Source organism: Shewanella schlegeliana (genome assembly GCF_016765635.1).
GTDB lineage: Bacteria > Pseudomonadota > Gammaproteobacteria > Enterobacterales > Shewanellaceae > Shewanella > Shewanella schlegeliana.
The window spans coordinates 40,386-66,312 of sequence record NZ_JAESVD010000014.1; the positions used below are offsets into that span (position 1 = coordinate 40,386).

Annotated in this window: 24 protein-coding genes; 8 read left to right on the forward strand and 16 right to left on the reverse strand. The window is 43.4% G+C overall.

The window, feature by feature from the left end:
- Positions 1 to 6 precede the first annotated feature (6 nt).
- The 5 genes from hemN to JMA39_RS19315 form a co-directional block, all read right to left on the reverse strand.
- Positions 7 to 1,383, reverse strand: a complete 1,377-nt coding sequence (gene hemN, locus JMA39_RS19295; protein WP_202723517.1) for an oxygen-independent coproporphyrinogen III oxidase — start codon at positions 1,381 to 1,383, stop codon at positions 7 to 9.
- A 251-nt stretch (positions 1,384 to 1,634) separates the two neighbouring features.
- Complete coding sequence (locus JMA39_RS19300; protein WP_202723518.1) at positions 1,635 to 2,102, reverse strand: DUF2489 domain-containing protein; 468 nt, start codon at positions 2,100 to 2,102, stop codon at positions 1,635 to 1,637.
- Between the two features lie 88 nt (positions 2,103 to 2,190).
- Positions 2,191 to 2,727, reverse strand: coding sequence for a Der GTPase-activating protein YihI (gene yihI / locus JMA39_RS19305; protein WP_202723519.1), 537 nt, complete (start codon positions 2,725 to 2,727; stop codon positions 2,191 to 2,193).
- Between the two features lie 47 nt (positions 2,728 to 2,774).
- Positions 2,775 to 3,449 (reverse strand): methyltransferase domain-containing protein, encoded by a 675-nt coding sequence (locus tag JMA39_RS19310; RefSeq protein ID WP_202723520.1) that lies wholly within the window; start codon positions 3,447 to 3,449, stop codon positions 2,775 to 2,777.
- Between the two features lie 823 nt (positions 3,450 to 4,272).
- On the reverse strand, positions 4,273 to 4,893 hold the full coding sequence (locus JMA39_RS19315) for a c-type cytochrome (protein ID WP_202723521.1): 621 nt from the start codon (positions 4,891 to 4,893) through the stop codon (positions 4,273 to 4,275).
- Between the two features lie 169 nt (positions 4,894 to 5,062).
- On the opposite strand from JMA39_RS19315, the gene yihA reads away from it, so the two are divergent.
- Positions 5,063 to 5,740 (forward strand): ribosome biogenesis GTP-binding protein YihA/YsxC, encoded by a 678-nt coding sequence (gene yihA, locus JMA39_RS19320; RefSeq protein WP_202723522.1) that lies wholly within the window; start codon positions 5,063 to 5,065, stop codon positions 5,738 to 5,740.
- 672 nt (positions 5,741 to 6,412) lie between these two features.
- Here yihA and polA read toward each other — a convergent pair.
- Entirely contained in the window at positions 6,413 to 9,169 is a 2,757-nt protein-coding gene (gene polA / locus JMA39_RS19325; protein WP_202723523.1) for a DNA polymerase I, read from the reverse strand.
- A gap of 387 nt (positions 9,170 to 9,556) precedes the next feature.
- On the opposite strand from polA, the gene elbB reads away from it, so the two are divergent.
- The gene (elbB, locus tag JMA39_RS19330; RefSeq protein ID WP_202723524.1) at positions 9,557 to 10,210 is read left to right on the forward strand and encodes an isoprenoid biosynthesis glyoxalase ElbB; all 654 of its coding nucleotides are present in this window, start codon (positions 9,557 to 9,559) and stop codon (positions 10,208 to 10,210) included.
- 115 nt (positions 10,211 to 10,325) lie between these two features.
- Here the strand turns inward: elbB and glpG are convergent, their stop codons facing one another.
- The 5 genes from glpG to JMA39_RS19355 all read right to left on the reverse strand — a co-directional run bounded on the left by glpG (position 10,326) and on the right by JMA39_RS19355 (position 14,897).
- Positions 10,326 to 11,165, reverse strand: coding sequence for a rhomboid family intramembrane serine protease GlpG (gene glpG, locus JMA39_RS19335; protein WP_202723525.1), 840 nt, complete (start codon positions 11,163 to 11,165; stop codon positions 10,326 to 10,328).
- Positions 11,166 to 11,267: 102 nt separating this feature from the next.
- Positions 11,268 to 11,576: a thiosulfate sulfurtransferase GlpE gene (gene glpE / locus JMA39_RS19340; RefSeq protein ID WP_202723526.1), complete on the reverse strand. Its 309-nt coding sequence runs from the start codon at positions 11,574 to 11,576 to the stop codon at positions 11,268 to 11,270.
- A gap of 125 nt (positions 11,577 to 11,701) precedes the next feature.
- Complete coding sequence (tdh, locus tag JMA39_RS19345) at positions 11,702 to 12,727, reverse strand: L-threonine 3-dehydrogenase (protein ID WP_202723527.1); 1,026 nt, start codon at positions 12,725 to 12,727, stop codon at positions 11,702 to 11,704.
- 85 nt (positions 12,728 to 12,812) lie between these two features.
- A complete protein-coding gene (locus tag JMA39_RS19350) occupies positions 12,813 to 14,009 on the reverse strand; it encodes a glycine C-acetyltransferase (RefSeq protein WP_202723528.1) in 1,197 nt (398 codons plus the stop codon).
- A gap of 246 nt (positions 14,010 to 14,255) precedes the next feature.
- Entirely contained in the window at positions 14,256 to 14,897 is a 642-nt protein-coding gene (locus JMA39_RS19355) for a TetR/AcrR family transcriptional regulator (RefSeq protein WP_202723529.1), read from the reverse strand.
- 175 nt (positions 14,898 to 15,072) lie between these two features.
- Between JMA39_RS19355 and waaA the strand changes: the two genes are divergently transcribed.
- Positions 15,073 to 16,338 (forward strand): lipid IV(A) 3-deoxy-D-manno-octulosonic acid transferase, encoded by a 1,266-nt coding sequence (waaA, locus tag JMA39_RS19360; RefSeq protein WP_202723530.1) that lies wholly within the window; start codon positions 15,073 to 15,075, stop codon positions 16,336 to 16,338.
- A 76-nt stretch (positions 16,339 to 16,414) separates the two neighbouring features.
- On the opposite strand, the gene JMA39_RS19365 is transcribed toward waaA, so the two are convergent.
- Entirely contained in the window at positions 16,415 to 17,146 is a 732-nt protein-coding gene (locus JMA39_RS19365) for a 3-deoxy-D-manno-octulosonic acid kinase (protein ID WP_202723531.1), read from the reverse strand.
- An 85-nt stretch (positions 17,147 to 17,231) separates the two neighbouring features.
- Between JMA39_RS19365 and JMA39_RS19370 the strand changes: the two genes are divergently transcribed.
- The 4 genes from JMA39_RS19370 (at position 17,232) to JMA39_RS19385 (ending at position 21,673) form a co-directional block, all read left to right on the forward strand.
- Entirely contained in the window at positions 17,232 to 18,326 is a 1,095-nt protein-coding gene (locus JMA39_RS19370; RefSeq protein WP_202723532.1) for a glycosyltransferase family 9 protein, read from the forward strand.
- A 148-nt stretch (positions 18,327 to 18,474) separates the two neighbouring features.
- Complete coding sequence (locus JMA39_RS19375; protein ID WP_237732935.1) at positions 18,475 to 19,479, forward strand: hypothetical protein; 1,005 nt, start codon at positions 18,475 to 18,477, stop codon at positions 19,477 to 19,479.
- The gene (locus JMA39_RS19380) at positions 19,480 to 20,583 is read left to right on the forward strand and encodes a glycosyltransferase (protein ID WP_202723534.1); all 1,104 of its coding nucleotides are present in this window, start codon (positions 19,480 to 19,482) and stop codon (positions 20,581 to 20,583) included.
- A gap of 40 nt (positions 20,584 to 20,623) precedes the next feature.
- The gene (locus JMA39_RS19385; RefSeq protein ID WP_237732936.1) at positions 20,624 to 21,673 is read left to right on the forward strand and encodes a hypothetical protein; all 1,050 of its coding nucleotides are present in this window, start codon (positions 20,624 to 20,626) and stop codon (positions 21,671 to 21,673) included.
- A 55-nt stretch (positions 21,674 to 21,728) separates the two neighbouring features.
- On the opposite strand, the gene JMA39_RS19390 is transcribed toward JMA39_RS19385, so the two are convergent.
- The 4 genes from JMA39_RS19390 to JMA39_RS19405 form a co-directional block, all read right to left on the reverse strand.
- Positions 21,729 to 22,703 (reverse strand): WavE lipopolysaccharide synthesis family protein, encoded by a 975-nt coding sequence (locus JMA39_RS19390; protein WP_202723535.1) that lies wholly within the window; start codon positions 22,701 to 22,703, stop codon positions 21,729 to 21,731.
- 65 nt (positions 22,704 to 22,768) lie between these two features.
- A complete protein-coding gene (locus JMA39_RS19395; RefSeq protein ID WP_202723536.1) occupies positions 22,769 to 23,488 on the reverse strand; it encodes a glycosyltransferase family 2 protein in 720 nt (239 codons plus the stop codon).
- Positions 23,485 to 25,068, reverse strand: a complete 1,584-nt coding sequence (locus tag JMA39_RS19400) for a capsular biosynthesis protein (RefSeq protein ID WP_202723538.1) — start codon at positions 25,066 to 25,068, stop codon at positions 23,485 to 23,487. The genes JMA39_RS19395 and JMA39_RS19400 overlap by 4 nt, the downstream gene beginning before the upstream one ends.
- Positions 25,059 to 25,439 carry an HAD-IIIC family phosphatase gene (locus JMA39_RS19405; protein WP_202723540.1) on the reverse strand — a complete coding sequence of 127 codons (381 nt, stop codon included), beginning with the start codon at positions 25,437 to 25,439 and terminating at the stop codon, positions 25,059 to 25,061. Before JMA39_RS19405 ends, JMA39_RS19400 begins: the two co-directional genes overlap by 10 nt.
- Positions 25,440 to 25,618: 179 nt before the next feature.
- Between JMA39_RS19405 and JMA39_RS19410 the strand changes: the two genes are divergently transcribed.
- On the forward strand, positions 25,619 to 25,780 hold the full coding sequence (locus JMA39_RS19410; protein ID WP_202723541.1) for a DUF2986 domain-containing protein: 162 nt from the start codon (positions 25,619 to 25,621) through the stop codon (positions 25,778 to 25,780).
- The last annotated feature ends 147 nt before the right edge of the window (positions 25,781 to 25,927 follow it).

Consider the following 25,927-nt stretch of genomic DNA (forward strand, 5'->3'; position numbering starts at 1 on the left):
GTTCGATTAGATAACGCGAGAGAACTGCTGTTGTCTTGCTTTCTCACGGTAGTAAACATCGAAACAGATACAGATGTTGCGGATCAACAGGCGGCCTGTCGGGCTGATAGTGATCTTACGGTCTGTAATGTCGACTAGCTTATCATCGATGAAGGTTTGCAGTAGTTTCAAATCTTCTGCGAAGTACTCTTCGAAGTTGATGTTTAGCTTCTCTTCGATCTTCGCCATATCTAGGTCGAAATGGCAGATAAGCTGCTTGATTACCACACGGCGAATTTCGTCGTCACGGTTTAAGCTACAACCTTTCCAAAGTGCGTGGCCATTGGCATCGATTGATTCGTAGTATGGGCGAATGTCTTTCTGGTTCTGGGCGTAGCAATCGCCAATCTGGCTGATTGATGACACACCTAGACCTAGTAGATCACACTCTTCTTGAGTGGTGTAACCTTGGAAGTTACGGTGCAGACGACCTTCGTTCTGTAGGATAGAAAGCTCATCATCTGGCTTAGCAAAGTGGTCCATACCAATATACTGGTAACCCGCACCCGTAAGGGTCTCGATAGTTTGGTGCAACATATCAAGCTTTTGCTGTGGTGACGCTAGGTCTTCATCTTTAATCTTACGCTGGGCTGCAAAACGAGATGGCAGGTGAGCGTAGTTAAATACCGATAGACGGTCTGGATTCAGATCCAGAACGCGCTGCATGGTTTCTGCAAAAGTCTCTGGTGTCTGGTGTGGCAAGCCGTAGATAAGATCGATGTTAGTCGAAACAAAGCCTAGTTCTTTAGCACGCGCCATTAGGTCGAAGATAAACTGCTCGTCTTGCTCGCGGTTTACTGCAACTTGAACCTTCTTATTGAAGTCTTGAACACCGATTGAGATACGGTTAAAGCCCGCTTCTTTTAGGGTGTCTAGCATTGAAAGCTCGATTTCACGAGGATCGACTTCAATTGAGTATTCGCCTACTTCAGCAACGTTAAAGTTAGCTTTAACCAGTGCTGATAGAGTAAGAATTTGCTCAGGAGTTAGGAATGTCGGCGTACCGCCACCCCAGTGAATTTGGGTTACTAGGTAGTCTTTAAACAGCGGTGCACGCTTTACGATTTCAGCTGCTAAGTACTCGATGTACTGATCGGCTTTATGGTGGTGACGAGTGATAACTTTATTGCAGCCACAGTAGTAACAAAGCTTGGCGCAGAAAGGAATATGGATATAAAGAGAAAGTTTGTCACTCTTGCTGTTCTTGATAGAGGTCAGCAATTTTTCCTCGGTAAACGAGTCATCGAACTCCAAGGCCGTCGGATAAGAAGTATAACGTGGACCGCTATAATTGTACTTTTCGATCATTGACTGATCCCAACTAATTGGGGTGGGCTGCTTCAAGGCGTGTCCTCCGGCGTATAGTTTAGCAACATGTGAAGTATGCATGGTTATTTGTTGAATAACCTTGATCCATGTTGTAAAAATTTAATGTGGGTAGCAAAGTGTGACTGAATATCGCTGAAAATGAGGTGTATGTCTGTGGTCTTGGGAAAATTTTGTGCACAGACTCACCCTATATGAGCAAAATATGTCATATCTGCGATTGTTATAACGTTCTATTAAAACTCAATTATTTAGCTCGCATCAGTTTATTAGTGTAGTGAGCCCTGTTTTAGTTCACTCAGGCGCTTGGCTTCTTCTAATATTTTGGCTTCAAGCTCACTTTCTGAGCGCATACGAGCGAAGTCGAGTTTCATGCGCGCTTGTTTCTCAAGTGATTTACGCTCGTCTTTAATCGGGTGATCTTTAATGACTTCAAAATGCTCAAAAGTGGCTGGGTAGTGATTAGCGACTAGCTCTGAAATCCCCACTAACTGTGATAGTTTCACTATGCGCATCACGCCTTCTGATAGCTCACAGCGTTCTTCTACCATTGCATTGGCTATATAACGAATATTGTCGAGCAGTTCATTCGCCTTAGCCTTGGCCGCATCGGCTTGTTCTTGTTTAAGCTTGGCTTTGAGTTGTGCTTGTTTACGCACTTGGATAAGCAGATAGCCTGCATAGGCTGCAAGTGCAACGATGATAATGATGGCGAGAACAATAAAGGTTGTAGTCATGCATAACCCTTGCGGTAAGTGAGGATAGGGCGATTATGGATAAAAATATGGCATCAATAAAGATGCCATAGGGTTTTACACATAAGAGTTAATCTTTGTGTTGATAGTCTTTTAGCAGATCGGCGCCAGACTCAAACTTATCAAATAGGTCGTCATCGCTAATGGCTTTTCTGCTCTGTGGCTCATCGTCTTCTTCATCGGTGATGCCCAGTTTTTCCATCAGTGCTTCAATCTGGTTGAGCTGTTTGTCTAACCACTTCTGATCTTCGCTGTTGAGGTTTTTACCCTCTTCTAGCATATCTAATAGGCCGTTAAGTCTTGGGTCTTCCTCAAGCTTTAACAACTTCTGCTCATCGGTCAGTTTTGGACCTTTAGGCTTCTTCTCTACCTTAGTTTCGGTATTGATATGCAGTTGAACAGGCTTTTTACTGCCGTGACGTGGGTCAGCGCTCTTAGCCTTACCACCGTTAGCCTGGCTTTCAATCATCGAAGCGTTATGACGGCTTCCCGCTTTGTTGCCAGCAACTTGTTTTTTGCCTGAAAGAACTCGCTCTTTCTTCTTGGTTCTTGGGGCTAATTTTGGAGCATTTTCGTTGCTCTTACGCGTTTTCTTACTACGGGACATGATCGCTTATCTCGATAACTTAAATGACTCTACTTGTTGAAAAGCGCTTAGGCTCCTGCAACAACTGAAGTTTGGTCGCGTGTTATATCAGATTCTGATGGTTTTTGCACCAGAATGAGATCGTTTGCTGCAAATAATAGCTTAAAACCGACTTTGTTTGCTAGAAACTCAAAAGTCTGCCGCTGGTAAAAGCTGACATGGGTGAGATTATTTTTATGATGCCATTTATTAAATGCACTGAGCTCGCTGAGTAGCGGGGTACAGATTGCAATCCAGCCACCGGGTTTAATTAATTCGCAGAGTAGTGCCCATTCTTTGTAGGGGAATCGAAAGTGCTCGAATACTCGATAGCAGCAGATAAAGTCATATTCTTGCTTAAGCTGACTGCTCCATGGCGCAATGCTTGGGTCGTACTGATTAAGCTGATGCCCTCTGGCAGTAACTTTTTGCAGAGTGTCGGCGTCGAGTGTACGGCCAAAGTTAAGCCCGAGCAGTGGTGTTTTCCCGTCTTCACACTGTGTTATGAGGTCCAACATAAATCGCGATAAGGCTTTGTGTTTATTTCCTGCGAGGCGATATTTTTGAAGCTCTGCACTAGGGGGGAGGTGGGCGTTGGCATCTGCAAAAACCAATTGGCATAGCTGGCAGTGATATAAGCAGCGTTTCTTATCTGCATAAAATCGAGCTGTTTTATCGCTATGACAAAGGGGGCATCTGCGCATATATCTAATTTAAACCAACAGGTTAGTAAGACTTCTTTGAGTATAAATGAACTTTGCACGGTGAGAAATAAAAAAAGGCGACAGATTAATCTGTCGCCTATATAAAGTGTCAATCGACACCAATTCTGATTTCAAGTATCCATACTTGCTATGTGACTATCCCGGTCAATATCCGTCTTGTTTTTTTGTCAGCTTTCCATGCATGTCTTTTAGTTTATGGTCTTCCAGACACTTTATTTTTAGACCAGTCGTCTTCCCGACAACAGTTTCCGTAGATGGTCTCTAAAGACACATCACAATTTTTATTCGTCCATCCAATGACGCCTAAGTAACCATCCATGTATATTTTTTTAAGTATCTTCCAGTGATAACAAGCTTCCCGCAAGTGCATCCTAAGCATCAGCTTCCTATGCTGTGTCTGTATCCTACAAACACTTTCCTATTGGTAGATGTTTCTCTGAATGTAAGGGTCAATGCTAAATAGCGTTTTGGCCTTCCTAACCAAATCCTTACTAATATTCTTGCGACCTGGACTTCAAATTGAAATCTCAACTCTTATTATTTTTAGTGAGTGGTCTCAATATTATTATTATTTTTTGTTACTTTATTCTTATATCTTAAATGCATAGATACCGAAATCTGAAAGTTATTATTAAATAATTTTTATACTAATACTAACAGTTGGGTTCATCTCGGTACGTGGCTTATTTAAACCTAGAACTGTGATCTCTGTCAAGAGGGTTTTGCCTGAAGTTTACGTAAACGTAAATGAGATGATATAGAAAAGGACGGTGAATCCGTCCTTTTAAGTTATTGCTAATGTTTACTTAAGGCTTGATATATATTTAGATAATGCATCAATGTCGGTAGCATTTAATTTTTTCGCGACGTCTTGCATCATGCCATTTAAGTCGTTGTTACGATTTGTATCGTGAAACTTATTTAGCTGGATCTTGATATAATTTGCATGTTGACCGTTGATTGCCGGGAAGCCTGCAAGCTCGGTTCCTTTACCTTCTGGACCATGACAAGCGATACAGGCTGTGATGCCACGTGCTGAGTCACCAGTAGTATAAAGTTGTGCACCAAGAGCCGGTACATCTTTAACTTCGATATCTTTATTTGTTTGGCTAGCATAAAATGCAGCGAGGTCAGCGATGTCTTGATCGCTAAGGGCTATAGCCATACCACCCATGATCGGGTCCATACGACCTTCTTTTCCGCCTGTTTGTGCTGCACTGCGGAAATCATGTAACTGTTTTTCTAGATATGTAGAGTGTTGACCTGCAAGTTTTGGATACATGTCTATCATGCTGTTGCCGTCAACACCGTGACATGCAGAACATACAATGGCTTTAGTTTTTCCGGCTTCGGCATTTCCTTCGGCCATAGCAGGTGAAGAGATTGTGGCTAAAACAGACAGCGCAAGAGCTAACTTTTTCATGGCGTTCCAACTTCTTATTAAAATATTTGTCTTGAGCTTACTAGGAAGACCCGCAAGCGTGATAAAATGTATTTTATGTGATCGGGGTAATATTTTACACGAAATTGTGAAAATGTAAGCAACTCTTCGATATTTATAAAGGTTTGTTAGTAAAGTTTTGGAGTTAATTGTGAGTGAATCTCGTATCGATTTCCGTAAAGCGGAGTTTTTAATTAGTGCACCTGATATTGCACACTTGAATGAATATCTCCCTGGCGATGTTGGGGTTGAAATCGCATTTGCGGGCCGTTCTAATGCGGGTAAGTCGAGTGCTTTGAACTTACTAACGGAGCAGAAGATTGCTCGAACCAGTAAAACGCCTGGGCGTACTCAGTTAATTAACGTTTTCAGGTTGGACAAACATCGTCGTCTGGTGGATCTACCTGGCTATGGTTTTGCTCAGGTTCCTTTAGCGCTAAAGCTTAAGTGGCAAGAGTCACTGGGTGAGTACCTGCTTAAGCGCGATTGTTTGAGCGGTGTTGTTGTACTAATGGATATCCGTCATCCACTTAAAGATCTCGATATGCAGATGATCGAGTGGGCTGTTGAGAGCCATATTCCTGTTTTAGCACTATTAACCAAAGCAGATAAGCTTGGTCAAAGTGCCAGAATGAAGATGGTGAATGAGGTTCGTAAGAAATTAAGCCATTTTGAAGACGGAGTTAAAGTTGAGCCGTTCTCTTCATTAAAAGGTATAGGAAAAGGCAAAGTGCTGGGTATTTTAGATAGTTGGTGTAAGCCTGAATGGCTTATGGCTCAACTTGAAGCCGAAGCGATAGCCGCTCAGTCAGAGTCTGGTGAAGAGTAACTCTTTACGTCAGTTCTTATTGATAGATAACGCTCCTTTAAAGGGGCGTTTTTTTTGGCATTTTTTAGGAAAGATAAGGGATTAGGCAAAAAAAAACCGACGGAATAAACCATCGGCATAAATTAGCTCTTTTGGGGAGAAGCTAAATTCAACAAGACTCAAGTTCAATCAAACTATGTTGATATCGCTCAATGAACACAGCATAACTCGAATTTTGCTCGATTTAAAGTAATTACTCTAAATTTTATTTCAGACGAAAAAAAGCCCCAGCAAATTAGATTTGCTGGGGCGCCATAATTTGGCCATTCACTATAAAATAGCGAACGTAAAAAAAAGGTCTGAAAGATAGAACATCTTAACCTCTGTACCCTACGCAGAGAATATTACTCCATTAAACGCTATATGAAAAACTGTTTTTGTAAAAAACGTACAATAATGTGATGCATATCTCAATGTTTGTGCAATAAAAATACAGAGAATGATCGCAAAATTTCATTTAAATAAATAAGTATCAATTATTTATCTAAATTTTCTTGTGCTATTAACTTTTTAGCCAATTGAACGGTGGTTGCGAAAATGAGAAGGATATAGGAACGATGAGGCGAGTAGGGAAGAAAACAACTGGCAGAGTGTTCCGCCAGTCATTGTTCAATACAAATTAGAATATACGAGTTAGTGCGCTTGTTCCCAGTTATCACCAATGCCGGCTTCGGCTAATAGTTCAACATCGAGTTTGGCTGCTGCAGCCATTAGCTCACACACTTTAGCTTGCAGGCTATCGGCTCTGGTCTCATCGACTTCAAATACCAATTCATCGTGTACCTGCATGATCATGGTGATTTCGCCCTGAGTTTCAGTGTCGATCCACTCAGCAATATTGATCATCGCCTTCTTAATGATATCGGCGGCGGTGCCTTGCATCGGCGCGTTGATCGCTGCGCGTTCGGCGGCTTGTCTACGCATGGCGTTTCTATCTTTAATCGCAGGCAGATAGAGGCGACGACCAAATAGTGTCGATACGTAGCCAAGATCGGCAGCGATAGCACGTGTCTCTTCCATATACGTTAATACGCCAGGATAGCGCTTAAAGTAGGTATCGATATAGCTTTGTGCTTCGGCTCTTGGGATATCAAGCTGCTTGGCTAAACCAAATGCCGACATGCCATAAATCAGACCAAAGTTTACGGCTTTAGCACGGCGACGTTGATCTGAGGTGACTTCACTGAAGTCGACATCGAACACTTCCGCGGCCGTTGCCTTATGGATATCTTTACCTTCGGCAAACGCTTTGAGTAAGCCCGCATCTTGTGACAGGTGAGCCATGATCCTAAGTTCAATCTGCGAGTAATCGGCAGCGAGAATTTTCTTACCCGCTGGGGCAATAAACGCGTGACGAATCCGACGTCCCTCTTCGGTGCGGATAGGAATATTCTGCAGGTTTGGTTCACTTGATGACAAACGACCCGTTGCTGCATTAGCCTGATGATAGCTGGTGTGTACTCGGCCTGTTTGAGCGTTAACCATCAGGGGGAGTTTATCTGTGTAGGTGCTCTTTAGCTTAGCTAGGCTACGGTGCTCTAAGATAATTTTAGGCAGTGGGTAATCTAGTGCTAGTTCAACCAGTACCTCTTCGGCAGTTGATGGCGCGCCTTTAGGAGTCTTCTTGATGACAGGGTAACCCAGCTTTTCGAAGAATAGTGCCTGCAACTGTTTTGGTGAGCTTAAGTTAAACGCTTCACCTGCAATTTCATGTGCCTTTTGTTCTAGTTCATCAATCTTGCGAGCGAGCTCTTCACTTTGCTGTCCTAGCAACATGCTATCGATCAATACACCTTGGCGTTCGATATCTGACAAAATTTTAACCAGTGGTAGCTCGATATCAGTGAAAACACTAGCGAGTTCTGACTGTTTTTCTAGTCTTGACCAAAGGTGTTGATGCAGACGCAGAGTAATATCGGCATCTTCTGCAGCATAGGGGGCCGCTGTATCGAGTGGGATTTGATTAAAGGTCAGTTGTTTTACGCCCTTACCTGCAATCTCCTCGAAACCGATGTTCTTATGGCCAAGATATTTTAGTGCTAAGTCGTCCATGTTGTGCTTAGAGGCGACCGAGTTGAATACGTAAGACTCAAGCATGGTATCGAACTGTACGCCGCGCAGCGCAATGCCTGCGTTAGCAAAGATACTGATGTCGTACTTTAGGTTTTGGCCAACTTTTTTAACGCTTTCATCTTCAAGTAGCGGTTGTAACTTTTCAAATACAACATCTCTATCTAACTGCTCAGGTGCATCGACGCAATCATGCCCGAGCGGTAGATAAGCAGCCTTACCCGCTTCAACGGCGAAAGAGATGCCAACTAACTTGGCTTCCATATAGTTGAGGCTAGTGGTTTCGGTATCGATGGCAATAAGCTCGGCAGCTTTTAATTTTTCAATCCAGCTGTCCAGTTGATCCAGAGTCAGAATAGTATCGTACTCGACTTCTATATCAAGCTTGGCTGCTGGCGCATCATCTTCTGACTCTGCGGCAGTGGCTTTGTCGCCCTTATTATCGAGAACCTCTGCTAGCCAGCGCTTAAATTCCATCTCGCCATAACACTTAATGAGCTCGTCTTTGTCTGCTGGTGTAATCGACAGTTGGTGCCAATCTTGATCAAGCTCTACATCAAGCTTGATGGTCGCTAACTCATAACTGAGCTTAAGCATATCGGCATGTTCAACAATCTTGGCTGGCATGGTTTTAGATCCACGGAAACCAAGCTCAGGCATCTTTTCTGGTGCGGCAAGGATCTGCTCGACACCGCCCACGCCTGTTAGCATGGCTAGCGCCGTTTTTTCACCTACGCCAGGTAAGCCTGGAATATTATCGGCTTTATCGCCTTGTAGCGCTAATAGGTCGATAATCAACTCGGGGCCAACACCAAACTTTTCGGTAACCTCTGTAGGCCCCATGATGGTGTTGGTCATGGTATTGATTAAGGTGATATTGTCATCGACCAATTGCGCCATATCTTTATCACCGGTGCTGATCAATACCGAGCGCCCCTCTTTGCTGGCTTGGGTAGCAATGGTACCGATGACATCGTCGGCCTCTACACCTGGAATACAAACTAGGGGGAGACCAAGTGCTTTAATGATTCTGTGTAGAGGCTCAATTTGCGTGCGCAGATCATCAGGCATAGGTGGTCGCTGTGCCTTATATTCCGAATACATCTCGTTACGGAAGGTTTTACCTTTTGCGTCAAAAACCACAGCCATCTGCGATGGCTTATATTGGTTTAACAGGCTACGAAGCATGTTGATAACGCCATAAACGGCACCAGTGGCCTCTCCCTTAGAGTTTGTTAGGTGAGGTGGAGCATAGTAGGCGCGGTAAAGGTATGAAGAACCATCCACAAGAATTAAAGGGTTGTCGGTAATTTTAGGCATAGTTAAGTATTTATGTATCGGAGTTCGATGATGGCGCTAGCATGCCATATTAGGGCAATTTCAGCCACGTAAAAATAAAACCCAGCCTGTGGATAACTCTGTGAATGAAATAGAGTAACTCGATCTTGACTAAAAAATGCAATAAAACAGGGGTAGCCTAAGTTATTGATAATTGGCTAGTTAAATTAAATGTGTGAAGTGGGTTTTATTTCAGCTATTTAAACTAAATATGTGGACTTTTTATTTTTATGCGTATTTAAAGTCCATTTTCTGATTAAATATTGCTCGCCTGATAAAGTGTTGACCTAACTTAGCACGATAAATAATCTGATCAAGCTGTTTATTACAATTTTGTTAAAACAATATGATATATAAAGGGGCTTTTTAATGAAAAAAATAGCGGTACTTTTAAGTGGTAGTGGTGTTTATGATGGCTCGGAGATCCATGAGTCTGTTTTAGCTCTATTAGAGATTACTCGAGCTGGTGCAAGTTACCAATGTTTTGCCCCGAATATTCCACAGTTCCATGTGGTTAATCACTTAACTGGTGAAGTACAGGAGAGCGAAACGCGCAATGTCTTGGTTGAATCTGCAAGGATAGCCCGTGGCGACATTAAGGCGGTAGATGAACTTGAAATTGCGGAGTTTGATGCGCTAGTGATCCCGGGAGGTTTCGGTGCGGCTAAGAATCTATGTGATTTTGCTATCGCCGGTGCCGAGCATGTCGTCGAGCCGAGTGTTAAGCAGTTTATTTTGCAGTTTAGTACGGCTCGCAAACCTGTTGGCTTTATCTGTATTTCACCTGTGATGATCCCTCAGCTTTATCCTCTAGGCATTAGCGGTACCATAGGTAGCGATGCGGGCACCGCCGCAGCGTTTGAGCTGCAAGGCGGGCAACATAAGGCTGCGCTCGTGGATGAGATCGTGGTCGATGAAGAGCATAAGGTGGTCAGTACACCCGCTTATATGTTGGCAGGAGATATCCTAGAGGCTCACTCTGGGATCAGCAAGTTGGTTGCGAAAGTACTAGAGATGGCTTAATGCTTTAGCATTAAAGAGTCTATAGGCGTTAGCCCGCTATTTGCGGGCTAATGATTGTGGAGCTAGCAAACCTTTGCTATTACAAAGGCTGAATAGCGCTATCGAATCGAGAAATTTAAATCTTACGAGTCTTACTGTCGACAAAGCCTTGGATCACACCGACCAGTAGGCCACCTAAGTGGGCACCGTTAGCGATAGAGAGACCAAACATATCGGTGAAACCAAAGACCAACCATAACAGCATAAAACCGATATATGCTGGCGGCAGGCCAATACCTGATTCGGGTCGTCTAACCCCCATCACCCATGTATAGCCAACAACGGCATAAACTACTCCAGATAGGCCACCAAAGCCTGGTCCTGCCATATAGTACTGCAAGATATTTGGCAGTGTGCCGCCCACGATTAATAGAATAAATAGTGGGGTGAAACCAAGCTTATTTTCAATCTTTCCGCCTAGGTACCACCACCAAAGCAGGTTAAAGATGATATGCATGGCAGAGAAGTGCAGCAGGCTGGGGGTAAATATACGCCAAAACTCACTAAGTGTGGCGGAGGGGGTAGCGCCAAAAAATGATAGCTGATCGAAAATAGGATTAGCATAACCTAGATTCATTGCGCCATAGATGATTACGCAGGTAAAAAAGACCAGCAAGGTTAATGGGCCTGCACCGGTAATAAATTGGCTGACGAGTTGCAGACTCGGGTTACCGTAATCAAGCTTGGTGTGTGTGTCGCCGTTCTCCCATGACGCTGCGAGATACTTTTCATCGTAGGGATTGTGAATAAAGGCTTGGAATTCGCGCTGGGCGCGGTCGAAATGCTTCTGATCATGGATCATCAGTGCCACACCTTGTTCGGTCGGCATCAGCTCACAATCGATATGCAGCCCCTTAAGGTAGTCAATGAGAGCCTGTGCTGCTCGGCTATTTGGAAGCCTGCCAATCTCAATCATTCAATTACCCTCGTGCTAGTGTGAGGTAGTTAATGAGAGCCTGTGCTGCTTGGCTGTTTGGAAGCCTGCCAATCTCAATCATTCAGTTACCCTCGTGCTAGTTTATAGATGTGCTAGATGCCAAGCACTGTAACCGCCATCTAAACTGAAGACTTCATCGAAGCCCTGCTCATTAAGATAGGTCGCTGCGCTTTGACTACTTATCCCATGATAGCAAACGACAACAATCGGTAGATCCATATCCGCATCGGCAATATAGTGCGCTAGATTTTCATTGTTGAGATTAAAGGCGCCATCGATATGACCCGTTTCATAGCTAGCTGCATCTCTTATATCGACAATCTGCAATTCTGGTGATGTTTGCTGCATCTGCATGAGTTGGCTTACGCTTAGGTGTTGAAACGTTGACATAATAATCCTGATTTCATGATGTAGTGACTAATAGTGTAGTGACAAATCGTGCCGTGATAAAAGGGCTGTAATACGATAAGTGTATTACAGCCACTATTAGAGATTAAGCTTTAGAAAGTTAAAGTCTAATCCCAGTTCAGGATAACTTTACCAGATTGGCCTGAGCGCATCGCGTCGAAACCTTGCTGGAACTCATCGATACTGTAGTGATGAGTGATGATTGGAGAGATATCTAGGCCTGATTGAATAAGGCTGGCCATCTTGTACCAAGTCTCGAACATCTCGCGACCATAGATCCCTTTGATGATCAGTCCTTTAAATATCACCTTGCTCCAGTCGATAGCCATATCACCACCAGGAATACCTAGCATGGCGATCTTACCACCGTGATTCATGGTCTCAAGCATAGAGTGGAATGCCGAAGGCACACCAGACATCTCTAAGCCCACATCGAAGCCCTCTGTCATGCCAAGTTCCTGCATTACATCTTCTAACTTCTCTTTGGCAACGTTAACAGCACGGGTTGCGCCCATCTTCTGTGCTAACTCTAGACGGTATTCGTTCACGTCGGTGATCACCACGTGGCGTGCGCCAACGTGACGGCATACTGCTGCGGCCATGATCCCGATAGGACCCGCGCCTGTGATCAATACGTCTTCACCGACGAGATCGAACGATAGTGCGGTGTGAACGGCATTACCGAATGGATCGAAGATAGAGGCCAAGTCATCGGAAATATCATCAGGAATTTTAAAGGCGTTAAATGCAGGAATTACCAAGTATTCGGCAAAAGCACCTTCACGGTTTACACCCACTCCTGAGGTGTTTCGGCATAGGTGGGTACGGCCGCCACGACAGTTACGGCAGTGGCCGCAAGTGATATGACCTTCGCCAGAGACGCGGTCGCCAATAGTGAAACCACGCACTTCTTGGCCCATACCGACGACTTCACCTACATATTCATGACCAACAACCATAGGTACAGGAATGGTGTTTTGTGACCATTCATCCCAGTTGTAGATATGAACATCGGTGCCACAGATGGCAGTCTTACGGATTTTAATCAGTAGATCGTTATGGCCCACTTCTGGCTTAGGTGCGTCAACCATCCAGATGCCTTCTTCAGGCTTTAATTTGCTGAGTGCTTTCATTTTATAACCTATTACAGGCCGACTTTTGCGGCTTGCTGAATATCATTCGATAAGGGCTACATACGTAGCCCTTGTTGGTTTAGCTTTAGCCGATGATACCCATCTCTTTCGCGATACGGGTAAAGGCTTCAATCGCTTTATCGATCTGCTCTTTGCTGTGCGCTGCAGACATTTGAGTACGAATACGTGCCTGACCTTTTGGTACCACAGGGAAAGAGAAACCGATAACGTAGATGTTTTCAGTTAATAGTCGATTAGCAAAATCGCCAGCCAGCTTTGCATCGCCAATCATCACAGGAATGATTGCATGGTCCGCGCCGCCAAGGGTGAAGCCCGCTGCAGACATCTTTTCACGGAAGTAACGGCTATTTTCCCAAACTGCTTCACGTAGTGCCTGGCCAGACTTAAGCATCTCAAGCACATGGATAGATGCCGTCACAATTGATGGCGCCAATGAATTTGAGAATAGGTAAGGGCGAGAGCGCTGACGCAACCAGTCAATCACCTCTTTCTTGCCTGAAGTGAAGCCTCCCGATGCACCACCAAGCGCCTTACCCAGGGTACCAGTGATGATGTCGACGCGATCCATCACTTCACAGTATTCGTGAGTACCGCGACCTTCTTGACCAACAAAGCCAACGGCGTGAGAGTCATCGACCATCACTAGCGCGTCGTACTTGTCGGCAAGATCACATACACCCTTTAGGTTAGCGATAACACCATCCATCGAGAACACACCATCGGTGGCGATCATGATATTACGTGCGCCCGCTTCTTTAGCGGCGATAAGCTGTGCTTCAAGGTCTGCCATGTCGTTGTTAGCGTAACGGAAGCGTTTTGCTTTACATAGACGTACGCCATCGATGATCGATGCATGGTTTAATGCGTCAGAGATGATCGCATCTTCGGCGCTTAATAAAGTTTCAAATAGACCTGCGTTAGCATCGAAGCATGAAGAGTAAAGAATAGTGTCTTCCATGCCTAAGAATTCGCTAAGACTCGCTTCTAGTTGCTTATGGATATCTTGGGTACCACAGATAAAGCGCACCGATGCCATGCCAAAACCATGTGCATCAAGACCCGCCTGAGCGGCTTTAATCAGCTCTGGGTGGTTGGCTAAACCTAGGTAGTTGTTGGCACAAAAATTAATAACTTGGTCGCCATTCACTTCAATAGCGGTTTGCTGAGGAGAAACGATTACCCGTTCACTTTTATACAGGCCTTCGGCTTTTACATCGTCAAGCTGTTGATTTATTTGGTCGTAGAATGAGGTCTTAGACACCTTTATTCTCCTTAATTAGCATTATTTTGAGTATTGGAGTGCTGGCATTTTAACCCTAATCTGCGCGGCTCTACAGCCTTTTTTTAGGACTAAAGTTGGGATTATTTAGATTAGGGAATGGCAAAAGTTTACATTAGCTAAACTAATGATTAACTTTCGGAGACTTTTACTGGAAATTAAAGAATAGCTGTAGCAAAGAGGATTGAGGTTAGCGCATGAAAACATGTTCATGCGCTAGATAAACCTTTAGATCATTTTTGAACGGTAGTGCTCTTCAAGTCGCAAAAAGGTGGCTTGTGAACTTGGCGTGGCATAAGACTTAAATAGCATGATTACTCGCAACAAGCCTTCATATAGCGACTCTTTAGTGATTGAGCCAATATTTGACTGAGTTTGCGTGAGCTTATAACTGATCCAAAAGCTAACTAACATTTTTATGGTATCGGCTAGAGGCTTGAGATCTTCGGGGTTAATTGCAAGGAAGCCATCTTGATTTAGTTTTTCTAGTACACCCGTTGAGCGTGCCAGTACGTCTTGCTGGGCCTTCAGATAACGATTTTTTAAGGTTTCGTCACGGCTGAGAATATCGGCAAGGTTGGCATACATAAAGCGGAACTGCCAAAGGGTATAAAACATCGCATCGAAATAGCCAACCAATAAGTCTACATCAACCTCTTTATCGACATAAGGCTGGAAGCCTGACTCTAAGTGCTGCTCATAGAGGCTAAAGATCGAGCGGATAATGTCTTCTTTATTACGGAAGTGATAGTAGAGGTTGCCGGGGCTGATATTTAGGTGGGCGGCGATATGATTGGTTGTGATTGCTCTTTCGCCATGTTCATTGAATAACTCTAAACTGGCTTGTACGATTTTGTCACGGGTCTTCATATTCATCCTAAATGATAATATCCGGTATAATTAACTCGGCATGCAATTGACCGCTAATAGCCTCTATTTAAGCCAATCCAGTTTGAATCACACATGTGTAATTACGTTAAGGTTTAACTATCATGTTAGCATTAACGCAATTGTTCAAGTAAAACGCAAGAAAGTAGCAAATTTCATGAATCGTAGCCTCTATTCAATAGCTTTATATTTAATTAGTCCTCTATTGCTGGTGTATCTTGCGATGCGCGCCTTTAAAAGCAAGGATTACCGTGGCCGCTGGAACGAGCGGTTCGCTCTTAAGTCATTAAGGCAAACTGATCTCTTGGTGCATTCGGTTTCGATGGGCGAGACTTTAGCGGCTATTCCCTTGATTAAACAGCTCCAGCAACAGCACCCTGAGCTGAGCATTACTATCACCACGACTAGCCCAACGGGGTCAGCTGAGGTGGTTCGCGCATTTGGCGTGAGTGTGCAACACTGTTACTTACCCTTCGATCTCGCTTTGTGTGCTAAGCGATTCGTTAATCAAGTCTCACCTAAGTGCTGCATCATTATGGAAACCGAGCTGTGGCCGAATCTAATCCATTACCTTAAACAAGCGGGGACGCAGGTCTTATTAGCCAATGCGCGTTTATCGCAAAAGTCGGCAGATTCATACCGTAAGTATCACAAACTAACCGTGCCTATGCTTAATCAGCTCGACGGTATTGCAGTGCAGTCACAGCAGGCTGCAGAGCGCTTTATTGCCTTAGGTGTTGCGCCAGAACGAATCACGGTTTGTGGTAGCTTAAAGTTTGATATCAGTATTGATGAGCAGCTAATTGATACTGCTAAAAACCTGAAAGAGCTGTGGCACGCAACGGATAAACCGGTTTGGGTGGCTGGCTCGGTGCATCCGGGAGAGTTTGATGCGTTAATTGAAGCACATCAACAACTGCTAGCGAAATACCCTAATGCCTTGATGGTGATGGTACCGCGTCACCCAGAGCAATTTGATGCAGCGGCGCAAGCAATTAGGTCCGCAGGGTTAACGCTTGCAAGGCGAAGCAAAGAGGAACCTGTATTGCCTGAAACTCAGGTTTTGTTGGGCGACACCATGGGAGAGCTGTTGACCTTTTATGGCGCTGCCGACCAAGCTTTTGTTGGGGGATCAATAATCGTGCATGGTGGCCATAACCCTCTAGAGCCTGCAGCTATGGGGCTACCTGTGATGGTGGGGCCGCATTATCGTGATTTTAATGAGATCACCGAGCTACTGGCATCGGCGGGTGGGTTGCAGGTTGTGGATTCTGGCCAGGCGCTAGCCAACAATTTGATCCGGTTGTTTGATGATAAAGAGGCTTATCGCCAAGCGAGCATCGCGGCAAAAAGTGTCGTTGAGCAAAACCGTGGTTCACTCACTAAACAGTTAGCTGTGGTGGAATCGTTTATTAACGGTTAGCGTCAATTTCGCTCAGGTAAAACATAAAAAGGTCTGCAGAATGTGCAGACCTTTTTTGTTAGAGGAGTTCTGAAAACTACCGATTGAGCTTGGCTTGATAGGCCTGATGCAGTTGCTGCCAATTATCTTCATTAAATGCCAAGGTCGGTAGCTTAGCTAGCTCCTTTCTGAAAGAGCGTAGTAGGCGGCTCATATTAGCCTGCTGCCATTGCGGGTTGGTTTGTCTCAGCTCGCCACGGTCAAAATCAATCAGGTAAAACTTATCTGCGCAGATAAGGATGTTTTTCGCATTGAGATCTGCGTGATAAACGCCGTGGTTGTGGAACTGGGCAATGGTTTCGCCCAGTGTTTGCCACAGGGCTTCGGACATAGCCGATTTGCTTAATCTGGCGACTAAATCTTCCGCCCCTTCTACCCGCTCTATGATTAAGTCTGCCCGATAGAACAGACCAGAGCGCTCAACATTGGCGGCGATCGGTTTAGGTACGGCAAAACCTTGATTAAATAAGGTTTCCAACAACGCTAATTCCGCCACTGCACGGGTTTTTTCTAAACCTGTAAATAGGTATTGGTCACGGCTAATCTTTTCTATCAAACCACCACGATAGTAGTGGCGAAGCACCCATTGGTTTTGTTCACTAGCAACACAGCTGGCATCGACGAACCAGGTGGTATAGCGCCCTTTAGATGAGCCTGTAATGGCAGATTGCTGACGCCAAAAATCGGCACCAAACCAGTTAGGTTCGATATCAGACGGCGTATGTTGGCAATAAGCGATGCTGCCTTTGGCTGTTTTTTTAAACTTCATAGGTAGAATTGTAAGCTAAAGCGTGGAACCTGCAGGCATTCTACATTAAGATCGGTAGATTGCGCTAAATAACCTTCGAGCACTAATGAGCTTATCTACTTCAAGTGACAACCAGAATCCTAAATCGAGCAGCATAGACTTAAGCAATGCAGAGTCTCTATGCCTATTAAGGCTGTCTGCAATTGGTGATGTTTGCCATGCTGTTGCCATGGTTCAGGCAATTCAACGTCGCTATCCACAGCTTAAGATCACTTGGATTTTAGGTAAGGTGGAGTATCAATTATTAAAGCACCTTGAGGGTGTTGAGTTTGTTATTTTCGATAAGTCGCAAGGTTGGCGTAGTTACTTTAACCTTAAGCGTGCGCTAAAAGGGCGCAAGTTTGATGTGTTGCTGCATATGCAGATTGCCTTACGGGCGACCATAGCTTCATTAGCTATCTCGGCCAAGGTGCGGATAGGCTTCGATCGCTTTAGAGCGAAGGAGGGGCAATGGTTGGTGACAAATTACCATATTGAACCTCAGGCAACGCCACATGTGTTGGAAGGTTTTATGGGCTTTGCCAAGGCTGTGGGAGTGATAGATTTGACTCCAAGCTGGAATATTCCAGTGCCAGCTGCAGATACCGAGTTTGCTAAGGCGCTCATCCCCGATGGTAGTCGAGTATTGGTGATCTGCGCCGCCGCTAGTAAAGCAGAGCGTAATTGGTTACCTGACCGCTACGCCGCCGTCGCTGACTATGCGGTAGCAAAGGGGTACCGTGTTATCTTATGTGGTGGCCCAACACCACTTGAGCGTGAACTTGCTGAGAATATACAGGCAGCGGCTAAATCAGAGTTAGAAAACCAAGTGGGCAAAACCTCATTGCTGCAACTGTTGGCAGTGCTTAAACAGGCGAGTGTAGTATTGGCACCAGATACTGGTCCCGCGCATATGGCGGTAACTCAAGGTACGCCAGTGATCGGTTTATATGCTCACTCAAATCCTGGACGCACAGGACCTTATACTTGCTTAGATTCTGTGGTTAGCGTTTACGGTGAAGTGATTGCGCAGCAGAAGCAAGGTGAGATCCCTTGGGGCACACGCGCTAAGGGCGAGGATTTGATGGCATTGATTGAAGTTGATGCAGTAATAAATGAGTTTGAGCAAGCTCATACAGCCATACAGAATAGGGCTAAGTAGTTTTCCGATACACTGAACTGACAGTGTTTGGATGGATCTAGTTATTTAAGCTATTTACGGCTGATTTGATAAGAGAGTTGATGATATGGCACCTGCGCCAGTTTTTCTTTTTATTCCTGTGTCCTCTAAAGAAGGGATTGGGGAGTATATGCGGTCACTGATTATTGCAAATGGCGTAAAAAACCATTGGCCAGATGCAGTGATACATTTTGCCTTAAGTAAGCATGCCCCATATGCCCAGTCATGCCCGTTTAATACCTTTATTTTAGAAGACTCTGCAACCAAGCAGGTGAAGGCTGTCAATAATATAATCTCGGAGCTTAAGCCTGATATTGTTGTCTTTGATGCTTCAGGCAGAAAGGCACAGCTTAAACATGCACATAAGGTTGGTGCCAAGGTTATATTTATCAGTCAGCATAAGAAAAAGCGAAGTCGTGGCTTAAAGATAGGTCGCAGCTTAGTGACCGATAGTCACTGGGTTGTGCAGCCTGAGTTTGCTATTGCTCCATTATCGCTATTTGAACGATTTAAACTTTGGTTAATAGGAAAACCTTTACCTCTTGTTACTGGCCCTATTTTTACCAATCCAAGTGCAATGGAAAAAAATAAGCTATTAACAGAATATAACTTGGTTGACGAACCCTTTATTTTATTTAGCGCTGGCTCTGGCGGGCATAAGTGTAGTTACGGGTATGCTGCTGATTTATTTCTTGATGTCGCTGTCGATACAAAGCGTCGCCACGGGATCAAGCCTGTAGTTGTTCTTGGTGATAATTATCCAAAAGAGTTACCAAATATCGAAGGCGTTATCTGTATTCGTTCACTAGATAATGCGGATTTCATTAATCTAGTGAGTAGCGCAAAAGCTGCAGTATTAAGTGGTGGCGGAACTCTATTGCAAGCTGTCGCTATGCATATTCCAACACTCGCAATTGCAGTTGCTAAGGACCAGCCCCCGAGAGTTAAGGCTTGTCTTGAACGTGAGGTTATTCTGTCGACGAGCTTAAATTATGACGAAATGTGTAAAGGTGTGAGTGCATTATTAGCCCCAGAAACATTAGCTAGACTGATGAATAAAACTAAGCAAATGAAGAGTGTTAATGGCTTAGAGGTCTGCATTACTGATATAACTCGTTTGCTGGAGGATAAATAAATGTCTAAGAAACGGATTGCAATTATTATTGACAGCTTAGCTGGTGGCGGGGCTGAGAAAGTCATGTTGACGCTAGCTAACGAATTAATTAAGCAAGGTCATGAACCACACCTTTTAGTGCTATTTGAAAATTGTCAGCATCATATTGAAAAGAATATTCCTGTCCATTTCTGCTTTGATAAAAAGAAAGATAAACATCTTGGCAGTTTCTGGAATACGAAGCGTTATGCTCGACGCTTAGATTGTTGGATAAAAGGCCTAGAGGGAGAGGTTGGCGATTTTGATCTGTTTATCTCAAACCTTGATAAAGCTAACTTACTCATGTCGCACTCAAAGGTGAGTCCTCTATATTTTGTAGTTCACTCGTCAATTGAAGAGCCGTTAAAGCGAACGAAAAAACTTGGTCCTATCGCCTATTTTAAGATGCTACGGGCAAAAAAAGCGCTCAATGGTAAACATTTAATTACCGTTTCTGAGGGGATTAAGCAGGAAATTGAGCGTGTTGGACGTATCGTACCAGCATCTATTACGACAATTTATAATCCTTGCGATCTAGAGGAAGTTAGAGACCTATCTCAAGAATCGACCGCAACACTACCAAAAGGTGACTACTTAATTCACGTTGGTAGATTTGCAAAACCGAAACGGCATGATGTTTTATTTCAAGCGCTTAAGCTTATGGATAATAATTTGCCGCTAGTTTTATTGTGCAACAATGTAAAAAAAGCCACAAAAATAGCTAAAAAATATGGGGTGCTTGATCGGGTTATCATGCCGGGGTTTCAACAGAACCCATATCCTTGGATCAAAGGCGCAAAAGTACTTGTTCTGAGCTCTGATTATGAGGGGTTAGGAATGGTTCTAATCGAATCTTTGGTTTGCCAAACACCAGTTGTCAGTACCGATTGTGAGCATGGTCCAAATGAGATACTGACGGGAGATTTGGCCCGTTTTCTAGTGCCTCGTCGTGACCCTGAATCTTTAGCGCTAAAAGTTGACGAAGCGCTAGACAGTTATCCGCAAATTACTGATATTGATCTACTGAAACAAGTTGATGCTCATCAAGTCTGTTTGGCTTACTTAGATTTAATTAACCAAAAGTGATTATAGATGACTGGTATAGCTATATTAAAAAGGTGTTTTAATGGATTTGTCTGCGCCTAAGTTTTTGTTTCTTCCAGTCTCTTCTGCTGAAGGATGTGGGGAGTACATGCGCTCTCTTATTATTGCTGATGCCATTATGGATAAGTGGCCTGATGCAGTTATTCATTTTGCTATTAGTCAGCATGCTTCTTACTCGAAAGACTGTCCTTACTACACACACGTTTTAGAGGATACTCCAACAAAGCTTGTCGATGTGGTAAATGAGTTGATAAGTAACTTTAAGCCCAGCGTTGTCATCTTTGATGCTTCTGGGCGGAAAGTGCAAATGCAACATGCAAAGTCTGTTGGCGCCAAAGTCATCTTCATTAGTCAGCATAGACGTAAAAGAGCTAGAGGTATGAAGATCGGTCGAGCCAAGGTGACAGATAGTCATTGGGTCGCTCAACCTGAATTTGTGATTGGGCCAATTAGTTGGTTAGATAGGAAGAAGTTGCAGTGGATTCGAAGTGCCGAACCGATAGTGATTGGTAGTGTCTTTAGCGCTCCTGATCCTATAAGGAAAAATACTCTTTTAGAAAAGTATGGACTACTAGACCAAAGCTATATTCTGTTTAATGCTGGTTCTGGAGGACATCAAACGGTAAAAGGGTTTACAGCAGATACCTTTTGGTCCGAAGCTGAGCGAGTTGCCTCAAAAACAGGATTGAAGTGTGTGATGGTTTTTGGTCCAAATTATCCGAGCCCCATACCTACGTCTGACTCAGTGATTTCGATTAAGAGCCTGGAAAATAAGGACTTCATTTGCTTGCTTGAAGGTGCAAAAGGAAGCGTATTGGGCGGCGGAGATACTCTTCTTCAGGCTATTAGTTTGAGGAAGCCTGTTGTTGCGATTGCAGTCTCAAAGGATCAGCCTAAACGTATTAAGGCGTGTCAAAAGCTGGATTTTGTTTTCTCATGCTCGATTGATGACGAAATATCTACAACAACAATTAAGATGCTAGAGTCAGTTGAAAACTCAGATTCAACTTCTTTTTGTGAGTCTGATGGATTATCGCTGGTGATTAAAGATCTCTCTCGTTTGCTTGCTTAGCGATCTTTAGCATATCTAACAATAGAGAGCACATTAATGTGCTCTCTATAAGCCTTTACTTTTTAATCTGAGTTAGCTGATGTTTTATATAGCTAAAAGGTAGCTTACACATTCGTTTCCACCCGATAGTCTTAAATATATCAAATTTCGAGATAGCAATGCTTGGATCGCAATATTGCTTATAGAGTAATAGCCAATCTTGGTGGCATATCTCATTTGGGCGCTTACTTTTAGGAATAAAACGTTGTATAAGCCCCAAGCCTATTTGTTCCGGTTCTAACACCACTAAATTAGAGGCAATAAATCGCTCCCAATAGGCAAGTAATTCAGGGGAGTTTTGGTGGCGGTGCTGTAGATAGGGAACGGTGCTATCAAGTTTTCTTAGCCAAGCATTACAATAGATCTGTTCTGCATGAGGGCCGACTTTCGGGGCTCCACGATATTGTGGGGAGCCTGCTTTTGTCGGGTCGAACTCTCTATCTGGGAAAAGCGGGATATCCCATATTTTTAGTAGGTCTTCGGTTAAACCAAAGTGAAAGAAATCGCTGGGCAGCATAACGATTTTCTGCCCATCGGCATAACGACGAAAATAACTCGTATTAGTGACAACCTTTTGTGTAAATAATTTACTTGCATCATTTCGAGCAGGAAAAGCTTGCTGGGCTGCAACAAAGTCATTACTGGTAAGAAAGTTATCAGAACGTATTTTTACTGCATAAGGTGTCGTTACCTGCTTAAGCCCTTCAGCGCTTGAAACTATTTGACGATTAAAGTTTAGTTTTCCAGGCTCACCTTTTGCGTTATAAGACACAATTGTTGCGCCAGGATCTTTATTTAACAGTAAAATATCAGGGTTTAGGCCGTGGCAGTCTTGCCCTTCCCAAGTTGATAGGATTATCGTCGCACCTGGTAGATGTGTTCTTATGCTCGCTATACATTTATGTGTGATTCCGGGCTCCTGTGAACGCCCTTGATAGGCTTGAACAGGTCCCTGTATAACTACGCTAATGTCTTTGAAATCTATACTCATATTTGCTTGGCTTAATGACAATGGATTGTGCTATCCCAAACGACTTAGAGCTCTAAGTCGTTTTACTATACGTTAATGAAGTCCAAGTACTCTTGAGGTACTCCGCAGAAGATCACTTCATCATGCTTAATTAAGTGATAACGAATATCTTTCCCTTCATTGATTAGGTAGTTATATAGAGGAGCGATGTAAAGCTCTTGTTTTTGCCATTCAGATACTGGTCTAGCAGCTTCTAATTTAAATATCCGTTTGAAATCTCCGGCATGGTTAAAGTGATAAAGTCCAGTGCTACAAAGATCAGATATAGGGTTTTTCTCCGCAGTTTCTACAACGCGGTCACTGGTAGCTGTTTCAGGTTTAGCATATGACCAATTACTCCCTTCTCCTTTAAAGACTTCAAGATAGCCATCGCATTCGTTAACGACTTTGGGAAAAATAAAGTCAGGTCTGAATGTGTCAATATTAAATATAGTAATAGGCAGGTGGTCTTCACAATCTTGAATGCCAAGGTACACAGTTTCAGCTTGGCCGCGAGTTTCAGCCTCTAACACTACGATGCGGTAGCTTTTTATCCCAAGAGCTTGGCAGCGAGACTCTACAAATTTAGGCGTGTCGTAATCACTACGCACAATGAAGAGGAATTCTGTCGTTTCAAAGTAAGCTTTGAAGCTTAAAACTGCATGGTCAAATAGGGGAATGCCATGAGCCGGAAGCATATATTTCGGCTCGTTATAACCCGCCTTAAAAAAGCGTGAACTTAAACCTGCCATTGGAATTACAATCATTGGATACTTCCTGTGTTTAATTGAATCTTGTCAAATAAGCGGTAAGCATTTCCGATAAAACCTAGCTGACGTTCTGGCTTATCACTGTGAAGCGGTAACATAGATAAAAACAGTTGGATTTGCATGGCATACAGCTCGTTTTCGGTGATCGCAAACTCTTCATTTATTAACTTAATAAAATCAGCAATGATTTGCTCTTGCCTTGGGGTTGAAGCGATACTAAAGGTTAAATCTTGATTCGTTAACTCGCTCTTAAAGTACCCCGCAATGATAGAATCGTAGAGGCCAATAACTGAATGTGCTAATTTGGCGATGTCATAGACAGTGTTACCATAGATCTCGACTTTTTCTGCTGCATTAATTCCTCTAGGATCGATGACTTTAATATTGCAGGTTCTAAAGTCATACAAAATATTGCTAAAACAAAAGTCTCCGTGCAACACATTCATTCTGCCAGTATCTGTCGGTAGGAAGTTAAGGCTTAACTGGGCTAATTGAGTCAAGCTAGGCTTTAATTTTCCATTAACTCTTAATGGACTATTTATATCTAGTTGCGCATCGGCAGCATAGGTTAGTAAACGCTGCTTAGTTTTGCTGGCAAAGAGTGCGTCTAGAGTTTGTTTATCTTTATCTTGATACTCGCTTGCGTGTTGCAGGAATTTGCAGCAGTTTTTTAAAATTTTTCGCCAGGCAAAAGCAGGTAACTGGCTGAAAACGTATAGCTCATTTAGCGCTGTCAGATGTAAATATTCAATGCTGTAACTAAAGCTATTTTCAGTCTCTTTAGTGGATAGAAGCTGTGGTACATAGCAACGCAATGGACCTGGAATCGTTTGATACCAGTTAGCCTCTGCTGAGAGCTTATTCTTCTTGTAACTGGTCTTTGTGACAACTTGTCCTGCAATGCACATTTCATTAAATGCTCGCTGGGTCGTCATCCGAGATTTCGATTGGTAGTAGGTGTGACTATGCCCAAAATCGTACCAATTTTGATAGATATGCGGAGCCATCCCTTTATCTTGGATGTAAGCATTGAGCCCCTGAATAAAATCCCACTTTTGGTTGATTATATGGCGAACGAGTGCTTTGGGAGCTGAGAAGCTAAAGAAACCATTTGAGATCAACTCACTACTTGGAGGCTGCTCTGATGAAAATGGACTTAACTTAGCAGTGTTAGGGTTATACTCAGCCCAATCATAATTGTCTTCCACTTGGCTTAAGCCAAGTTGATCCATTTCAGAGGATAGCTGATCGAAAAGAGTGTCACCATGTAGGATAAAAAGTGGCTCACTATGTTCAAACTCTAGTAAATTTAAGGTGTAGACGATCGATTCACCAAGACTAAGGTGAGTCGGTAAATATAAGAGTTCAACACTTCTACTTGCTAAAGCATCTAGATCATATTGGCTTGGCGTGAAACCTTCAGGTAAAGTTAAAATAATTCTTTCACCGTGAGGAATAAGTGCGAGCTGGTGATGAAATAAACGTTTATTACCCACAGGCAAAAAGCTAGGGGGAAGTGGCCCAAATTCTGATTGCAATTCAGTCGCGATCAAAGCCGCAGAGGTAATTAAATACATGCTTTGTCTTCAGTTATGAGTTGTTCAATTTCATCCTGAGAGAGTCGAACAAATTCTGACGGCCTTATAGCTCTATCATCAATATAAAACCCTTCATGGCCACACCAGGGTTTGCCAACTAAAATTTCATCATAGGGGACACAGTGTTTATCTAACCATGCAGTAATGACAGGCAAAGTGTGGATATTTATTTTGCCGACATTACCCTCAAAGGTACGCATATTCCGAGCCGTTGATATCACGATTTCAAAGCCTTTCTCTTGATACTCTTTGAGTTTATCTATTACCTCTTGGCGAGGAGATACTTCAGCATAATCACGGGTGTCAGCCATAGTGAGTGTACCGTCAAGGTCTACGATTAGTCTTTTCATAAAAGTGAATAATTGATGAGTCTATAAACGGGATACCTTACACTTTTTACCGCGAGAAGTCATATTGTTACTAGATGGTGAGCAAGTATGTTGGAGTCTGATTGCTCTTTTTTATACACTCAATATTAGTCAAATTGGGTTATAATTTCGCAAATATAGTTTAGTTTAAATAGATATCTATGAATCGCACCAAGAAGATTACCAAGAAACACATGAACAAGCTTAAGAAAGCCAATGCTAAGCTCAATACGAGTAACAAGCCTAAGTACATTTCTAAGGCGGAGCGGGAGAGGTTGGCTGCACTCGAGGCGGCTGAGGCTGTGCAAATTAAGAGCGAATAGGTTCTTTATTGCGCAATGAGTCGCTTTTCATGATCCAGATGCCATAATTCCGACACGGCTAATATTATTTACCCTAATGAATATGACAGAATAGCCGGCTAATTTTGGTTTTGTAGGTTTTTTACTACAAAACCTAACGGATAGGAG

What these genes read in the sequence shown, in the direction of transcription:
- JMA39_RS19300 (WP_202723518.1), bottom strand. Translation starts at nt 2,102, where the DNA reads ATGACTACAACCTTTATTGTTCTCGCCATCATTATCATCGTTGCACTT.
- yihI (WP_202723519.1), bottom strand. Translation starts at nt 2,727, where the DNA reads ATGTCCCGTAGTAAGAAAACGCGTAAGAGCAACGAAAATGCTCCAAAA.
- JMA39_RS19310 (WP_202723520.1), bottom strand. Translation starts at nt 3,449, where the DNA reads ATGCGCAGATGCCCCCTTTGTCATAGCGATAAAACAGCTCGATTTTAT.
- JMA39_RS19315 (WP_202723521.1), bottom strand. Translation starts at nt 4,893, where the DNA reads ATGAAAAAGTTAGCTCTTGCGCTGTCTGTTTTAGCCACAATCTCTTCA.
- polA (WP_202723523.1), bottom strand. Translation starts at nt 9,169, where the DNA reads ATGCCTAAAATTACCGACAACCCTTTAATTCTTGTGGATGGTTCTTCA.
- elbB (WP_202723524.1), top strand. Translation starts at nt 9,557, where the DNA reads ATGAAAAAAATAGCGGTACTTTTAAGTGGTAGTGGTGTTTATGATGGC.
- glpG (WP_202723525.1), bottom strand. Translation starts at nt 11,165, where the DNA reads ATGATTGAGATTGGCAGGCTTCCAAATAGCCGAGCAGCACAGGCTCTC.
- glpE (WP_202723526.1), bottom strand. Translation starts at nt 11,576, where the DNA reads ATGTCAACGTTTCAACACCTAAGCGTAAGCCAACTCATGCAGATGCAG.
- tdh (WP_202723527.1), bottom strand. Translation starts at nt 12,727, where the DNA reads ATGAAAGCACTCAGCAAATTAAAGCCTGAAGAAGGCATCTGGATGGTT.
- JMA39_RS19355 (WP_202723529.1), bottom strand. Translation starts at nt 14,897, where the DNA reads ATGAAGACCCGTGACAAAATCGTACAAGCCAGTTTAGAGTTATTCAAT.
- waaA (WP_202723530.1), top strand. Translation starts at nt 15,073, where the DNA reads ATGAATCGTAGCCTCTATTCAATAGCTTTATATTTAATTAGTCCTCTA.
- JMA39_RS19365 (WP_202723531.1), bottom strand. Translation starts at nt 17,146, where the DNA reads ATGAAGTTTAAAAAAACAGCCAAAGGCAGCATCGCTTATTGCCAACAT.
- JMA39_RS19370 (WP_202723532.1), top strand. Translation starts at nt 17,232, where the DNA reads ATGAGCTTATCTACTTCAAGTGACAACCAGAATCCTAAATCGAGCAGC.
- JMA39_RS19375 (WP_237732935.1), top strand. Translation starts at nt 18,475, where the DNA reads ATGCGGTCACTGATTATTGCAAATGGCGTAAAAAACCATTGGCCAGAT.
- JMA39_RS19380 (WP_202723534.1), top strand. Translation starts at nt 19,480, where the DNA reads ATGTCTAAGAAACGGATTGCAATTATTATTGACAGCTTAGCTGGTGGC.
- JMA39_RS19385 (WP_237732936.1), top strand. Translation starts at nt 20,624, where the DNA reads ATGGATTTGTCTGCGCCTAAGTTTTTGTTTCTTCCAGTCTCTTCTGCT.
- JMA39_RS19390 (WP_202723535.1), bottom strand. Translation starts at nt 22,703, where the DNA reads ATGAGTATAGATTTCAAAGACATTAGCGTAGTTATACAGGGACCTGTT.
- JMA39_RS19395 (WP_202723536.1), bottom strand. Translation starts at nt 23,488, where the DNA reads ATGATTGTAATTCCAATGGCAGGTTTAAGTTCACGCTTTTTTAAGGCG.
- JMA39_RS19400 (WP_202723538.1), bottom strand. Translation starts at nt 25,068, where the DNA reads ATGTATTTAATTACCTCTGCGGCTTTGATCGCGACTGAATTGCAATCA.
- JMA39_RS19405 (WP_202723540.1), bottom strand. Translation starts at nt 25,439, where the DNA reads ATGAAAAGACTAATCGTAGACCTTGACGGTACACTCACTATGGCTGAC.
- JMA39_RS19410 (WP_202723541.1), top strand. Translation starts at nt 25,619, where the DNA reads ATGAATCGCACCAAGAAGATTACCAAGAAACACATGAACAAGCTTAAG.